We start from the raw sequence: 15708 nt of genomic DNA on the forward strand, positions 1-15708 counted from the left end.
CGTGTCATTCCCGCGAAAGCGGGAACCTCTGTTTACGGCGGCAGAAAGAAAACGGAGGTTCCCGCTTTCGCGGGAATGACCCCGTGTGGGTATTTAGGCCGGTGGGATGGACTGGGCAATAAGGGGATGCGCTGAGCCTGCTTCACCCAAGCGATAGGCGGATTTGAGGCGGGCTTCAGCGTCGGCGGCGGAGGCTTCGTCGCGGGCGTGGATGCGGGCGATGGGGTTTTGTGCATCGGCATGGGCGCCCAGACCGAGCAGGCGGTCGAAGCCGACTGTGTGATCGATGCTGTCGCTGGGCATGGTGCGGCCGCCGCCTAGGGCGACCACGGCCATGCCGACGCCTTTGGTGTCGATGGCGGCAATGGTGCCCTGCCCCGTGGCGAAGACGTCGCGGAGGATCGGGGCGGGGGCGAGATGGGTGTCCATGGCTTCGACGAAGTCGCCGGGGCCGCCAAGGGCCATGACCATTTTGGCGAAACGCTCGGTGGCGCGGCCGCTGTCAAGGGCGTCGTCGACCAGCCTGCGGGCAGCCGGAACGCTCTCCGCAATCCCGGTCATGGCGGCGACTTCGGCGCAGAGGGCCAAGGTGACTTCGCGCAGACGGACGTCCTGATGCTTGCCAGTGAGGAAATCGACCGCATTGCGGACTTCGAGGCCATTACCGGCGGCAGAGGCCAGCGGCTCGTTCATGTCGGTGATCAGAGCTGATGTTTTGAGGCCCGCGCCATTGGCGACAGTGACGAGGCTTTGCGCGAGATCACGGGATTTTTCCAGCGTGGGCATGAAGGCGCCCGAACCGGTTTTGACGTCGAGGATCAGTGTGCCGAGGCCGGCGGCGAGCTTTTTGGAGAGGATGGAGGCGGTGATCAGGGAAATGGATTCAACCGTCCCCGTCACGTCGCGGATGGCGTAGAACGCTTTGTCGGCGGGGGCGAGGTCGGCGGTCTGGCCGATAATGGCGCAGCCGGCTTCCTGCACGACCTTGCGGAACAGGGCATTGTCGGGGCTGGTGGTATAGCCGGGAATGGCGTCGAACTTGTCGAGCGTACCGCCGGTATGGCCCAGACCACGGCCCGAGATCATGGGGACATAGATGCCGATAGCGGCCAGGATCGGCGCCAGCATAAGGCTGACATTGTCGCCGACACCGCCGGTGGAATGTTTGTCGGCCACGGGACCGTCGAGATCGGACCAGTCGAGCACGGTGCCGCTATCGCGCATGGCCAGGGTCAGCGCCACGCGTTCTTGCATGGTCATGTCGTTGAAATAGACGGCCATGGCGAGGGCGGCGGCCTGGGCGTGGGAGACACTGCCATGGGTGAAGCCATGGATGAAGGCGGCGATCTCGCCGGCCGAGAGGGCGTGGCCGTCGCGCTTTTTGGCGATGACTTCTTGGGGGAGGAAGACCATGGATGGCTCTTTTTGTTTAGGGGATACCCCCTCCTAGCCTCCCCCTATCAGGGAGAGGTTAGGAGGGGGTATTCCGATGTCCGGACCTAAGCTCCGTAGGGAATCCAGACATTCTTGACCTGCGTCGCCTTGCTCAGGAAGTAATCGCCCTCGAAGCGCCGATCGGCCAGATCGTAATAGAGACCGCGGCTGGTCCAGGTCTGCTTGAGATTGGTGATCGAGGCCTTTTCGACGATAGCTGAGGCTTCGGCGGAGCCGGCGAACCACATTGCATCGACGCCGTCATGCTCGGCCAAGGTCCTGGCGAGAGTGACGCTATCGCCGGTGACGATGTTGATCACGCCATTGGGCACGTCGGAGGTTTCGATGACCTGGTAGAGGTCGGTGATGGATAGCGGCGATTGCGCCGAGGGGACCAGCACGACCGTATTGCCCATGGCCAGAGCCGGGGCGATCAGGGCGATGGAGCCGAGCAGCGGGCGCGACGGCGGGGCAACAATACCCATGACGCCGAGTGGTTCGACCATGGCGGCGGCGACGGCACGCAGGGGCGGATTGTGGACCGCACCATCATATTTGTCGGCCCAGCCGGCAAAGGCGAAGAGGCGTTCGACGGAAAGGGCGACTTCATTGGCGCCGTCTTCGCCGGTTTGCGCCTTGATGCGGGCGGCAAATTCGTCGCGGCGATAGTCGAGATTTTCGGCGAGGAAATAGAGGACTTGCGCGCGGGTGTGGGCGGCAGTGGTCGACCAGCTCAGGGCAGCACGGGCAGCTTCGACAGCGTTGCGGATGTCCTTGCGATTGCCTTCGCCCACTTCGCCAATGGTCTGGCCTTTGGGGTCGAGCACGGCGCGGTTGTAGGCGCTGTCGGGGCGCGACTGCTTGCCGCCGATATACATCTTTGCAGTCTGGTCGAGATGGCCGCTATCGAGCGGGTTTTCGGCCTTGGCGGGCGCGGGCTTGGCGGCGGGAGCGGCTTTGAGCTCCTTTTCCCAAGCGGGCTTGAGGTACGCGCTCATGCCCTCGCGGCCACCTTCGCGGCCGAAGCCGGATTCCTTGTAGCCACCGAAGCCCACGGCGGCGTCGAAATTATTGGTGCCGTTGATCCAGACCACGCCGGCCTTGATCTTGGGGGCGATGTCGAGGGCCAGATTGATATTCTCGCTCCAGATCGTCGCGGCGAGACCGTATTTGGTGTTGTTGGCGAGAGCGACCGCTTCCTCGGGGGTGCGGAAGCTCATGGCAACCAGCACGGGGCCGAAAATCTCTTCCGCCACCAATGTGTTAGCGGGCGAAACATTGGTGACCAGAGCCGGCTTGAGGAAACAGCCCTTGGCCGGGACTGGGCCATCGGCCTCGTAGACGACAGCGCCTTCGGCCACGCCACGCTTCATCAGATCGCGGATGCGTTCGACCTGAACCGGGGCGACCAGCGCGCCGATGTCGATGGATTTGTCGAGCGGATCGCCGACGCGCAGGCTCGCCATGCGGGTCTTGAGCTTGGCGATGAAGCGGGTTTCGATGCTTTCCTGCACCAGCAGGCGGGAGCCGGCGCAGCAGACCTGGCCCTGATTGAACCAGATGGCATCGACCAGGCCTTCGATGGCGCTGTCGATATCGGCGTCTTCGAAGACGATGTAGGGCGACTTGCCGCCCAGCTCGAGGCTGAGGCCCTTGCCCGTGCCGGCCGTGGCGGCGCGGATGGCTTTGCCGACTTCGGTGGAGCCGGTGAAGGCGATCTTGTCGATACCTTCATGAGAAACAATGGCTTGGCCGGTTTCGCCCTGCCCGGTGACGATATTGACCACGCCCTTGGGCAGGCCGATGCGCTCGCAGATTTCGGCGAACAGCAATGCCGTGAGCGAGGTGAATTCGGCGGGTTTTAGGATGACGGTGTTGCCGGCGGCGAGCGCGGGGGCGATCTTCCAGGCCAGCATCAGGAGTGGGAAATTCCAGGGGATGATCTGGCCGCAGACGCCATAGGGCACGGCGTCGGGAAACTCGCGGCTGAGGTGCTGGGCCCAGCCGGTGTGATGGTAAAAATGACGTGCTACCAATGGGATATCGACATCGCGGCTTTCGCGGATCGGCTTGCCATTGTCCATGGTTTCGAGCACGGCGAAGAGCCGGGAATGCTTCTGGATGGCGCGGGCGATGGCGTAGAGATACTTGCCGCGCTCGTAACCGGAGAGGGCCGACCACGGCTTGAAGGCGGCGCGGGCGGCTTTGACGGCGGCGTTGACGTCTTCAGCTGTGCCTTCGGTGATGTCGGCGAGTTTGTCGCCATTGGCGGGGTTATCGCTGGCAAAAGTCTTGCCGGGCTTGGTCCATTTGCCGTCGATGAAATGGCCGAACTTTCGCCCGTGGCTATCGAGCCAGGCATTGGCCTGATCGGGGCCTTCGGGGGCCGGACCATAGTCAAGTGTTTGAAATATCTGTGCGATCTTGTTCATGTCAAACCATGGGCTGGCGGTAGTCAGCCGCGTAATGACCGGTGAGGCCGTGTTCTAGCTGACGCTCTATATCGGTTAACAGACTGCTAGCGCCGAAACGGAATAAGTGCGGTTGAAGGTAACGCGTTCCCAGCTCTTCCTTCATCAGCGCCATGTATTTCAGCGCGTCGCCGGCCGTGGCGATACCGCCGGCAGGTTTGTAGCCGATTTCGATGCCGGTCTCTTCATTGAACCAGCGGATCATGCGGATCATGGTCAGCGAGGTGACCAGATTAGCATTGACCTTTTCTTTGCCGGTCGATGTCTTGATGAAATCGGCGCCGGCCATCATGCAAACGAGCGAGGCTTTGGCGATATTGGTTTGGGTGGCGAGCTCGCCCGTGCCCAGAATGGTTTTGATATGGGCGTCGCCGCAGGCCTTGCGGAAGGCTTTGACCTGATCGTAGAGCGCCTGCCAATCGCCGCGCAAAACCATGCCGCGTTCGATGACGATGTCGATTTCCTTGGCGCCGTCGGCGACCGATAGCTCGATCTCCTTGAGCTTGGTTTCGAGCGGGGCCAGACCATGCGGGAAAGCGGTGGAGACGGCGGCAACGGGGATGCCGGTGCCTTCGAGCGCGGTCACCGCGGTTTTGACGAAGCTATGATAGACGCAGACGGCGCCGGGCAGAATGCGCAGGCCGGGGACATCGAGCTTGTCGAGAATGTCGGTGCGCAGGGGATGGCGCGCCTTGGCGCAAAGGCGCTCGACGCGGCCGTCGGTATCGTCGGAATTGAGCGTCGTCAGATCGATCAGCGTGATGGCTTTGAGCAGCCAAGCCAGCTGATAATCCTTTTTGACGGTGCGGCGCGCGCCAATGGAGCCGGCGCGGCGTTCGAGCGCCGAGCGGTTCATGCGAACGCGTTCGACCCAATCGAGATCAAGCGGGAAGCCCGGATTACGCTTGTGCGGGGTATGGGGCTCGGGGTTGTCTACAACGCGTAGGCTCATAGTTCCTCCACCAGCGCTGGTATGAGCTTTTTCAGCTTCTCTGCGCCTTGTACCGCCATGGTCTTGGTGTGTTCATGGCTGATTTTTTCGCTCGAGAGACCCGCGCCCATATTGGTGATGGACGAGCAGGCCCAGACCTTCATCCCCAGGAAACGCCCGAGAATGACTTCGGGTGCCGTGGACATACCCACGGCATTGGCGCCCAGGCGAATGGCCATCTGGATTTCAGCGACCGTTTCAAAGCTGGGGCCAGAATACCACAGATAGATGCCTTCGCCGACCTTGATGTCGAGACGCTCGCCCAGGGCAATCGCCTTGGCGCGCAGATCGGGGGCGTAGCAATCGACCAGGTTGACGAAACGGCGGTCGGTGGGTTCACCGATCAGCGGGTTCATGCCGGCATAATTGATGTGGTCGGAGAGCAGCATCAGATCGCCGGGACGGAAGCGCTCGTCGAGCGAGCCGGCCGAATTGGTCAGCAGCAGGGTCTTGGCGCCGAGTTCGGCCATGGCTTCGAGCGCGGGGCGCATGGCGGCGGCATTGCCGTGTTCGTAATAATGTTCGCGGCCGGTGAGGATGGCGATGCGCTTGCCGCCCATGGTGCCGATGAGCAGGTCGCGGCCATGGCCGGAAACGCCGCCGCCGGGGAAGCCCTTGAGCTCGGAATAGGGAATGGTGACCTTGTCAGCCAAGAGCTCGCCAATGGCGGAGAGGCCAGAGCCGAGCACGATGGCGGCTTCGACAGGTGCCTCACCGGCGATTTTCTTGATGGTCTTGGAGGCTTTGGTCATGGTGTGCTCGTGATTTCGGGGCTTTTTCCCTCCCTCCCCCTTGAGGGGAGGGTCGGGGTGGGGGTCGCTGGGAATTTGGTGCCGAACAAGCCGACCCCCACCCTAGCCCTCCCCTCAAGGGGGAGGGGACGACCAATCATCGTCCGGTGCATGTTCATTTTCCCAAGAACTCGGGGCCAAATGAATGCGGCAGCAGTTCGCCTAGTGTCATGACCAGCGGGGTGCCGTCGATGCCGTGGGAGATGACTTCAACATCGAGATCAGCGAACTCGCGGATGCGTTGCCGGCAGCCGCCGCAGGGGGTGACTGGGGTATTGCCGGGGCCGGTGATATAGATGCGCTTGATGCGTTTGCCGCCGCCGGCAAGCATGGCGGCGATGGCGCTGGGCTCGGCGCAATTACCGACGGGATAGGCGGCGTTTTCGACATTGCAGCCGGCATAGATCTTGCCGTCATCGGCAAGGATGGCGGCGCCAACGTGAAAGTTCGAATAGGGCGCATAGGCCTTGGCGCGAACGGCTTCGGCGGCGTCGAACAGGGTTTGGTCGGCCGGCAACAGGGGCATGTCAGCGCTCCTTGGTATAGGCGACGCCGCCGGCCTTGGGGCCTACGGCCTTGCCGATGAAGCCAGCCAGCAGGATCACGGTCAGCACATAGGGCAGCGCCTGAATGGCCTGGACCGGGATTTCCACCCCGCCCAGCCGCGCGCCCTGCAGACGAATTTGCAGGGCATCGAGGAAGCCGAAGAGCAGGCAGGTGAACATGGCGGGCACCGGCTTCCACTTGGCAAAGATCAAAGCGGCGAGCGCGATATAGCCCTTGCCGGCTGTCATATTATTGCCGAAGCCCGAGCCCTGGGCGATGGAGAAATAGGCCCCGGCAATGCCGCAGAGCAGGCCCGTGATGATCACCGCCTGATAGCGCAGCTTGACCACCGAAATGCCGGCCGTGTCGACCGCCTTGGGGCTTTCGCCCACGGCGCGCAGGCGCAGGCCGAAGCGGGTGCGATAGAGCACATAGGCGGTGACGGCCACCATGAGGAAGGCGATATAGACCAGGATGTAATGACCCGAAATCAGCTCGTAATAGATCGGGCCAATGATGGGGATACCAGCCAATTCATTGGCGAATGGCAGGTTGATGGGCACGAAGCGCCCGCCTTCGCCAAGCGGTGGCGTCCGGCCGCCCTGGGAGAACCAGGTCTGGCCGAGGAACGTGGTGAGGCCCGCAGCCAGCATGTTGATGGCAACGCCGGCAATGAGCTGATTGCCGCGCAGGGTGATGGCGGCGACGCCTTGCAGCAGCGCGGTCGCCAGCGAGACGGACATGCCGGCGGCAAGGCCGATCCAGGCGGAACCAGTGATGGCGGCGACGGCGCCGGCGGCAAAGGCCGCCGCCAGCATCTTGCCTTCAAGGCCGATATCGAAGAGGCCCGCGCGCTCGGAATAGAGCCCGGCCAGACACGCCAAAAGCAGGGGCGTCGAGAGCCGGATGGTGGCGTCGAGAATGGAGAGGATGGCAGGAAAATCCATGTCAGCTCTCCGTCTTGGCGGTTGAGGCGGCGACGGCGTCGGCCTTTTGTTCCGGTGAGAACAGCATGAAAGCGCGTTCGAGCGAGGGGCGGAACAGGCCTTCCATGGCGCCGGTGAACAGGATCACCAAAGCCTGGATCACCACGATCATTTCGCGGGTAATGCCGGGGATGACGAATTGCAATTCCTGGCCGCCCTGATAGAGCGCGCCGAACAGCACGGCGGCAAGTGCAATGCCGATGGGATGATTGCGGCCCATCAGCGCCACGGCGATGCCGACGAAACCGGCGCCGGCGACGAAATCGAGCACCAGCCGGTTTTGTACGCCCATGACTTCGTTGATCGCCACCATGCCGGCGAGCGCTCCGGAAATGGTCATGGTGATCATGATCATGCGGGAATTGGAAATGCCGGCATAGCGCGAGGCTGTCGGGTTCTGGCCCAACACGCGCATGGCATAGCCGAATTTGGTGTGCCAGATCAGGATATAGACCCCGATCAGCGCCGCTATGGCGATGACGATGGACAGGTTGACCGGCGAATAGCCGAAAAAGCTCATGAACTGGCGCAGTTGCGGCACGCGGCCGGCCACGTCGATGGTTTCGGATTCAGGGGCCATGGTGCTGGCGGGCTTGAGCACGCGATTGACCATGTAGACCATGAGCGCAGCGGCGATGAAATTGAACATGATGGTGGTGATAACGACATGGCTGCCGCGCTTGGCCTGGAGCCAGCCGGGTACGAAGGCCCAGAAGCCACCCACCGCACCGGCCGCGATGACGGCCAGGGGCATGGCGATCAGCCAATGAGTCTGGTCGAGCGCCAGGGCCACGACGATGGCGCCGAGGCCTGCGACATAGGCCTGGCCATCGCCGCCGATATTGAAGAGCCCGGCATGGGCGGCAACCGCTACGGCAAGGCCGGTAAAGATGAAATTGGTGGCGTAGTAGAGCGTGTAGCCAACGCCTTCACCATAGCCGAAGGCACCATAGATGATGACCTGGATGGCGTGGAACGGATTTTCGCCGACAAACAACACGACCAGCCCGGACACGATCAGCGCCAGCAGCAGATTGATGGCAGGCAGCAGGGCGACATCGGCCCAGCGGGGTATGGGTCTGCGGGCGCTCATTGTGTTGCCGCCTTCTTGTCGTTGATGCCGGCCATCATCAGGCCGAGTTCGCCTTCGGTGGCGGTGGCGGGATCGGCTTCACCCACGATGACGCCGTCGAACATGACGATGATGCGGTCGGCCAGCGAGCGGATTTCGTCGAGTTCCACCGAGACGAGCAGGATGGCCTTGCCCTCGTCGCGCATCTTGATGATTTCGTTATGGATGAATTCGATGGCGCCGATATCGACGCCGCGGGTAGGCTGGCCGATGACCAGCACGTCGGGGTCGCGCTCCATCTCGCGGGCCAGCACGATCTTCTGCTGATTGCCGCCGGAGAAGAGCGAAGTCTTGAGGTTGATATTGGCGGGGCGGACGTCGAACAATTTGACATGTTCGGCGGCGCGCTTTTTGGCAGCGCCGATGTCAAGGAAAGGCCCCTGCCCGTAATCGGGACTGTTCTGGTACCCCAGAATGGCATTTTCCCATTCGGAAAAATTGGTGACCAGCCCCATGCGCTGACGATCCTCGGGGACGTGCGCGAGGCCGGCGGCACGGGCGCGGGCGGCGCCGTCATCGCCCTTGAGCGAGAGGGCATTGCCATTGAGGATGACATTGCCCGATTTCTGATCGCGCATGCCCGAAACGGCTTCGAGCAGTTCGGACTGGCCATTGCCGGAAACGCCAGCAATGCCGACGATTTCGCCGGCGCGGATGGAGAAGCTCACATCCTTGACGCGGGTAATGCCCATATCGTCCTTGACGACCAGGTTCTGCACTTCGAGCAGGGTCTTGCCCGGATTGGCCTCGCCCTTTTCGACGCGCAGCAGCACGCGGCGGCCGACCATGAGTTCGGCCAATTGCTCGGGGCTGGTTTCGCTGGTCTTGACGGTGGCGACCATCTGGCCCTGGCGCATGACCGAAACGGTATCGGTAATGGCCATGATTTCGCGCAGCTTGTGGGTGATCAGGATCACCGTCTTGCCCTGTTCGCGCAGGGTGCGGAGCACGCGGAACAGATCGTCGGCTTCCTTGGGCGTGAGCACGCCAGTGGGTTCGTCCAGGATCAGCGTTTCGGCGCCGCGATAGAGGGCCTTGAGGATTTCGACGCGCTGCTGCTGGCCCACCGAGATGTCCTCGATGATGGCGTCGGGATCGACCTCGAGGTCATATTCCTGCTCCAGCCGATCCAACTCCTTGCGGGCACGATCGAGGCTTGGCTTGAGGAAACCGGAATCCTCGGCACCGAGCACGATGTTTTCGAGGACGGAGAAATTATCAACCAGCATGAAATGCTGATGCACCATGCCGATGCCGAGCGACAAAGCATGACTGCTGTCGGTGATGGCCTGCACCTGTCCATTGACCCGGATGGTGCCGCTATCGGCGGTGTAGAAGCCATAGAGGATGGACATCAGCGTGGACTTGCCGGCGCCGTTCTCGCCCACAATGCCGTGGATGGTGCCGCGGGCGATGGATAGATCGATGTCCTTATTGGCGTGAACCGCGCCAAATCGCTTGTTGATCTGCTCAAGCTCGATCGCCCAGCCATTGGCCGGCGCCGATGCAGCGGCCGTTTCCGGCCGCTGCGGGTTCATGTGATCACCACTCATCCAGCTACGCTTAGAGCGGGCAGGTCGAGTCGGTGGTGTAGTCGTGGACCTCGATCTCGCCAGCGATGATCTTGGCTTTGTAGTCTTCGGCAGCGGCGATCATTTCCGGGGTCAGCAGGGCCTTGTTATTGTCATCGACGGCATAGCCGACACCATCCTGGGCCAGGCCCAGAACCGTGAGGCCGGGCTTGAAGGTGGCGTCGTCGGCCGCTTCAGTCAGCGCATTCTTGACCGCAACGTCGACGCGCTTGACCATGGAGGTCAGCACCGAGCCGGGCTGCAGATAGTTCTGGTTGCTGTCGACGCCGATGGAGAACTTGCCGGCATCCTTCATCGCCTGCAGCACGCCCAGACCCGAACCGCCAGCGGCGGCGAAGATCACGTCGGCGCCGGCATCAACGCCAGCCTTGGCCAATTCGCCGGCGGTGACCGGGTCATTCCAGGCAGCGGGAGTGGTGCCGGTGTAGTTTTCGATCAGCTTGATGTCGGGATTGGCAGCCTTGGCGCCCTGGGCATAGCCACAATAGAATTTGTGGATCAGGGGAACGTCCATGCCGCCGACAAAACCAACGGTGCCGGTTTCGGACTTGAGGGCGGCGAGCACGCCAACGAGGTAGGAACCCGTGTGTTCGTCAAAAATGATCGATTGCACATTGGGCGCGTCGACGACGGTGTCGATCACGACGAAATTGGTGTCGGGGAATTCAGTGGCAACAGCAGTGAGCGCAGCGGTCCAGGAAAAGCCGGCCATGACGATAGGATTGGCACCCTGGCCGGCGAAACGGCGTAGGGCCTGTTCGCGCTGGGCATCGTTCTGCAATTCCAGATCCAGGAAGGAACCACCGGTTTCCTTCTTCCATTCTTCGGCGCCGTTATAGGCGGCTTCGTTGAACGACTTGTCGAACTTGCCGCCCAGATCGTAGATCACGGCCGGATCGGCCAGTGCCGCGCCGGTCAGCATGGCGCTCAGCGCGACACCGCCTGCAAGGGCCTTGGTGAACATGTTGAATTTCATGAATAGTCTCCCTGTCTCGCACATGAGCGATGGCGCTTGCAGCCAACGGACAATCCCTGTGCGCTAAAGGGGATACAATCGTGCAAATGCCCTCCCCGCAAGAGGGAAAAAGGCAATTTTTTCCGATTGGTCAAAATTTGGGCGCATAGTCCACAGGCTAGGCGGCGTGGGTGTTTGCGCCTGCGGGCGTCGCGTTAGCCGGCGTTCAGCAGGGAGGCGAACAGGTCGGCAAGGTTGAGATCGGCATAGAGCACCGCCAGCACGGCAAGCGCAGCGATGGCGAACAGAGCGAGCGTGTCTCGTGTGGGGGCGGTCATGAATGCCATCTGGCTGGTATTTGAGGGACTTTGTTAGTCCTTCAGTAACCCGGAAACGCGCCGGCGATTGTGATGGTTTTGCGGCAGATAGGGGTGTGGTTAGGGATGGGTTAAGGCGCCCATTCCAGCGGCAAAGGTGTGACCTTGGCGCCCATGGCGGCGCCGAAGCGTTCGAAGAAGCCGTCGATGACCTTCTGGGCGGAATTGCCGATAATGGCCTTGCCCAGTTTCATGATCTGGCCGGAGGCGCCGCCCTGGGCGGTGAACACCAGATCGGTTTGTGTACCGGCGTCGCTCAGCACGATATCGGCGGCGCCTTCGGCAAGGCCCAATAGGCCGCCCTTGCCCTTGCCGGTGAGGGTGTAGCTTTTGGACGGCATTATATTGGACAGGGTCAGCCCGCCCTTGAACACGGGATGGATGACGCCGAGATTGACCTTGATCTCGAGATCGAGGGTCTTCTCGCTCGACCATTCGATCTTGTGGCAGCCGGGAATGGCGGCCTTGAGCATGGCGGTGTCATTGAGCGCTTCCCAGACTTCTTGCCGGGGTGCGGCGATGATATAGTGCCCGCCAAAATCCATTATCGCGCTCCTGCCGGAGGGGATGATCCGGCCGCCCCATTGTGGCCTGAATGCCCGTAGAAACAAATACTTGCCGGCATGGTGGCCCCGCCGTTTGACGTGCGGCTTTTTCGCACCAATATGGCCTAAATAGTTGTGTCGCAGATATGTGGCAATTGTCATCCTGCAGCACAGGGTCAATCTATGACCTTAAGGCACGCATTCCGCCGCATCGGCGTCAGATCACGGGGAGCAAATCATGGCCAACGAAGTCACATCAGCACCAGCAGCCACTCTAACCGAGAAGCCGCTGCAGTATCTGGATAAGGCGGTCAATGCGATCCGCGACCTGGGCATCTGGCCCGAGCAGCAGGGCGAGCAGCCGATCACGGGCCTATTGAGCCAGATCACCGAGCTGGATGAGACCCGCGTGGTGCTGATCGGCCGCACGCTGAGCCAGGCCAGCGCCTTCAACGAAGTGGTGCGCGAGCAGATCGCCGCCATGAAGATCGGCGAGCGCTATGAAGAGATCACCAAGGGGTTCGATTCCATCCGCGACGATGCCAAGGGCATGGTCGACCAGCTTTCCGACAACAAGATCGACCTGTTGGAGCGCGCTTCCAATGTGTGGATGAAGGTGAGCCGCGGCGATATCGCACAGCGCTTCAACAAGATCCGCGACGTTTATCTCGACGTCACCAAGGACACCAAGGACCAGATCGACCGCGAGCAGACCATTCTCGAGGCCTATCGCGATTTCCGCGGCGCGCTCAAGCAATCCGAAGTGATGGCGCTTGAAGTGCTGGGCACCGCCGAAAAGCGGCTCGAAGAGAAGAAGAATATTCTGCAGACCGCATCATCCGCGGTTGCCGCCTATGCCGGCACGGCCCCGGCCGATCGGGCACGGCTCGAAATGGATCGCGACGAGAAGCTGCGCGAGATGCAGAACGAGGAAAAGCGCTACCAGATCGCCAAGGACCTCTCGGACAATCTGACCATTTCCTACAATACGTCCGAAGTCGTGATGGCGCGGCTGATGCAGACGACCAATGCCAAGGAACGTGTCTATCAGCAGTCGATTTCGTTCTTTTCGACAAATGAGACCGTGCTGACCGCGCTTAGCGCGTCCTTCACCGGCATGTTCGGGCTGCATGAATCGACCGAGACGCTCAACGCCATGAAGGAAGGGATGAGCAAGAGCCTCGAGACCCTTTCCGAGATTGGCGACAAGGTGCAGGAAGAGGCCGTCAAGGCCGGCTATGGCCCCACCGTGCGCGCCGATGCGGTCAAGAAGCTGGTGGATTCGGTAGTCAATTTCCAGGAAAAGAGCCGCACCATTATCAATGAGATGCGGATCGCCTCGACCAAGAATTCGGCCGAAATTCGCGATGCGGTGGAAGATGGCAAGCGGCGCCTGGCGGCTTTGGCGGCCGATGGCAATGCCCTGCTGCTCGAAACCAAGAACTGATGCGGGGCCTGCCCCATAGGTGAGCTCAGCCATGAGTGATGTGACAGCGAAGCCCGCTGCGCCCCTCGATGAAGTGATGCTGGCGATGGATGTGGTGGATACACTGCGCCACCGCCAGGATCTGGCCACGCGCGAACTCGACGGGATTACCCGCGAGGCGCAACTCATCGACAAGCTGCGGGATATCTATCACCAGCAGGGCATTGAAGTGCCCGACCATATCCTCAAGGAAGGCGTGGCGGCGCTGGCGGAAAGCCGGTTCGTCTATGATCCGCCCAAGCCGGGCTTCGGCACGTCGCTGGCCCGGCTCTATGTGGGCCGCAAGAGATGGGGCAAGCCGGCCATGGCCGTGTTGCTGGCGCTGGTGGTGCTGGGCATCGGCTATTTCGGCGTATGGCGGCCCTATCAGGCCGGGCAGGCCGAGCAGGCACGGGTGGAACTGGCCCAGGGCCTGCCGGCGCAGATGGATGCGCTATACCAGACGATTTTTGAAGAGACCAAGGTGCAGACCGCCGTGGTGCAGGCCGAAGCCATCCGCAGCCGCGGCAAGGCCTTTGCCGCCGAGGCAAACCGGGCCGGCGCCGAGCAGGCCGTGACCGATCTGACGGCATTGCGCGATACGCTGCGCCAGCAATATACGCTGCGCATCGTCAACCGCCCCGATGTGCAATCGGGGTTCTGGACGACCCCTGAGGTCAATATCGACGCGACCAATTATTATGTCGTGGTGGAGGCGGTCGATCCGTCCGGCAATGTCCTGTCGCTGCCGATTCTCAATGAAGAGAACGGGCAGACCGAGACGGTCAATATCTGGGGCGTGCGGGTGCCCGAGGCGGTTTACAACGCGGTGGCCGCCGACAAGCGCGACGACGGTATCATTCAGGCCAATGAAGTCGGCCGCAAAGCCGATGGTTTTCTCGAGGTGGAATATAACATGCCCGTTCTTGGCGGCGCGGTGACCCGGTGGTGACGCAATGAGCCTGCGCGGACCCGAAGCCCTGGCCTCGCTCGACGAAGCCATGCGCGACATTCGTCGCGAAGAGGACGAGATTTCCAAGCGCCTGGCCCGATCGGCCGAGCGCGTGGGCAAGATCCGCGAGAATGAGGCCGAACTGTTCCGTCAATTGGCGCAGTTGCGGCTGGATCCCTCCATCCAGAGCGAACTGGACGGTCGGATTTCTGCGGCCGAAGCCAAGGCCCGCGACATGCTCAAGGCGCATGCGCAGGATTTGAGCCGAGCCGAGCAGGCCGCGGCCGATATCGATGCGGCTTTGGCCAAGTTGACCGGCGAGCGCGCCGCAGCGCTCAAGGAATTGGAAGGCCATCAGGCCGAACTCAAGGCGCTGGGCGACAGGCTGACGGCGACCATTGCCCAGGAGCCGGCTTTTGCCGCCAAGCGGCAGGCGGCGCAGGAACTGGCCGATATTGCCAACCAATCCATGCGCAAGACCGAGCAGGCCGAGACCGACCGCGAGGACAAGGGCAAGCCTTATCGCGACGACCCGCTGTTCATGTATTTGTGGGAGGCCGGGTACGGCACGGCCAATTATCGGGCCAATAATCTGATCCGCTATTTCGATGGCCTGGTTGCCGGGATTGTCGGCTTTGCCAAGGCGCGGCCCAATTTTGCCATGCTGAACGAAATTCCGCTGCGGCTGCGCGAGCATGCCGAGCGGCAGATCGAAAGCGCCAAGGCTGCCGCAGCCGAACTCGAGGCGATGGAAACCGCAGCGATCGACGCAGCGGGCGGCAAGCCGATCCGCGCCGCCTTGGCCAGCGTGCAGGAACGGATCGACGCCATCGATGCGCAGATCGTGGCCACCGAAGACCAGCGCGACCAGACGACCCAGACGCTGGGCGTATTGGCCGAGGGCAATAACCCGGCTTTTGAAAGCGCCCTGGCGGAACTGGCCAATGCACTGGCACGGGAGGACATCCAGACACTGCTGGCCGAAGCACGGCGGACGCGCACGGGGCAGGACGACACGATCGTCGCCCAGATCGACGATGCGCGCGCCCGGGCCAAGGACGAGGAAGCCGAGACGCGCGACCAGACCGAGCGGCTCAAGACCCTGGCCGCCCGGCGGCGGGAACTCGAAGACATTCAGTGGGAATTCAAGAAGCAGCGGTTCGACGATCCGCGTTCGACCTTCCGCGAAGACCGGCTGGTGGGCGACCTGCTCAACGACTTCCTGCGCGGGGGCATTTCGGCGGCATCCTATTGGGATCAGTGGCGGCGCAGCCAGAACTGGAACAGCTCCTCCGATTGGGGCGGCGGCACCGGCCTGCCCAATAATGGCAGGCAACGCGCCAGCACGCCTTGGCCACAGGGCGGCGGGGGCGGCTTCCAATGGCCCGATAACAGCTTTGGCGGCGGCAATAGCAATAGCGGCAATAGCAATAGCGGCAAGAGCACGGGCGGCTTTGGTGGCGGCTGGGGC

14 protein-coding genes are annotated in these 15708 nt (G+C 62.1%); 3 read left to right on the forward strand and 11 right to left on the reverse strand.

The window, feature by feature from the left end; all coding sequences use genetic code 11:
- Positions 1-93 precede the first annotated feature (93 nt).
- From deoA to ACI3KW_RS11310, 11 genes are all read right to left on the reverse strand, one after another.
- Positions 94-1413: a thymidine phosphorylase gene (gene deoA / locus ACI3KW_RS11260; RefSeq protein ID WP_404848144.1), complete on the reverse strand. Its 1320-nt coding sequence runs from the start codon at positions 1411-1413 to the stop codon at positions 94-96.
- Between the two features lie 86 nt (positions 1414-1499).
- The gene (locus ACI3KW_RS11265) at positions 1500-3866 is read right to left on the reverse strand and encodes an aldehyde dehydrogenase family protein (protein WP_404848145.1); all 2367 of its coding nucleotides are present in this window, start codon (positions 3864-3866) and stop codon (positions 1500-1502) included.
- Between the two features lies 1 nt (position 3867).
- Positions 3868-4857: a deoxyribose-phosphate aldolase gene (deoC, locus tag ACI3KW_RS11270; protein ID WP_404848146.1), complete on the reverse strand. Its 990-nt coding sequence runs from the start codon at positions 4855-4857 to the stop codon at positions 3868-3870.
- On the reverse strand, positions 4854-5648 hold the full coding sequence (locus ACI3KW_RS11275) for a purine-nucleoside phosphorylase (RefSeq protein ID WP_404848147.1): 795 nt from the start codon (positions 5646-5648) through the stop codon (positions 4854-4856). Before ACI3KW_RS11275 ends, deoC begins: the two co-directional genes overlap by 4 nt.
- Before the next feature lie 154 nt (positions 5649-5802).
- Positions 5803-6213 (reverse strand): cytidine deaminase, encoded by a 411-nt coding sequence (locus tag ACI3KW_RS11280; RefSeq protein ID WP_404848148.1) that lies wholly within the window; start codon positions 6211-6213, stop codon positions 5803-5805.
- A 1-nt stretch (position 6214) separates the two neighbouring features.
- A complete protein-coding gene (locus tag ACI3KW_RS11285) occupies positions 6215-7180 on the reverse strand; it encodes an ABC transporter permease (protein WP_404848149.1) in 966 nt (321 codons plus the stop codon).
- A gap of 1 nt (position 7181) precedes the next feature.
- Complete coding sequence (locus ACI3KW_RS11290) at positions 7182-8312, reverse strand: ABC transporter permease (RefSeq protein ID WP_262169996.1); 1131 nt, start codon at positions 8310-8312, stop codon at positions 7182-7184.
- Positions 8309-9889, reverse strand: a complete 1581-nt coding sequence (locus ACI3KW_RS11295; RefSeq protein WP_404848159.1) for an ABC transporter ATP-binding protein — start codon at positions 9887-9889, stop codon at positions 8309-8311. The genes ACI3KW_RS11290 and ACI3KW_RS11295 overlap by 4 nt, the downstream gene beginning before the upstream one ends.
- A gap of 25 nt (positions 9890-9914) precedes the next feature.
- The gene (locus ACI3KW_RS11300; protein ID WP_390888804.1) at positions 9915-10919 is read right to left on the reverse strand and encodes a BMP family ABC transporter substrate-binding protein; all 1005 of its coding nucleotides are present in this window, start codon (positions 10917-10919) and stop codon (positions 9915-9917) included.
- A 194-nt stretch (positions 10920-11113) separates the two neighbouring features.
- The gene (locus ACI3KW_RS11305; RefSeq protein WP_262169997.1) at positions 11114-11236 is read right to left on the reverse strand and encodes a hypothetical protein; all 123 of its coding nucleotides are present in this window, start codon (positions 11234-11236) and stop codon (positions 11114-11116) included.
- 110 nt (positions 11237-11346) lie between these two features.
- A complete protein-coding gene (locus ACI3KW_RS11310; RefSeq protein ID WP_404848150.1) occupies positions 11347-11820 on the reverse strand; it encodes a CoxG family protein in 474 nt (157 codons plus the stop codon).
- Positions 11821-12058: 238 nt separating this feature from the next.
- Here ACI3KW_RS11310 and ACI3KW_RS11315 point away from each other — a divergent pair, with 238 nt between their 5' ends.
- The 3 genes from ACI3KW_RS11315 to ACI3KW_RS11325 form a co-directional block, all read left to right on the forward strand.
- Positions 12059-13267, forward strand: a complete 1209-nt coding sequence (locus ACI3KW_RS11315; RefSeq protein WP_404848151.1) for a cell surface protein — start codon at positions 12059-12061, stop codon at positions 13265-13267.
- Positions 13268-13298: 31 nt separating this feature from the next.
- Positions 13299-14237, forward strand: coding sequence for a DUF6384 family protein (locus tag ACI3KW_RS11320; protein WP_404848152.1), 939 nt, complete (start codon positions 13299-13301; stop codon positions 14235-14237).
- A gap of 4 nt (positions 14238-14241) precedes the next feature.
- Positions 14242-15708: hypothetical protein (locus tag ACI3KW_RS11325; RefSeq protein WP_404848153.1), on the forward strand; the 1467-nt coding region annotated here is incomplete at its 3' end.

It is taken from the genome of Devosia sp. ZW T5_3 (assembly GCF_044987315.1).
Taxonomy (GTDB): domain Bacteria; phylum Pseudomonadota; class Alphaproteobacteria; order Rhizobiales; family Devosiaceae; genus Devosia.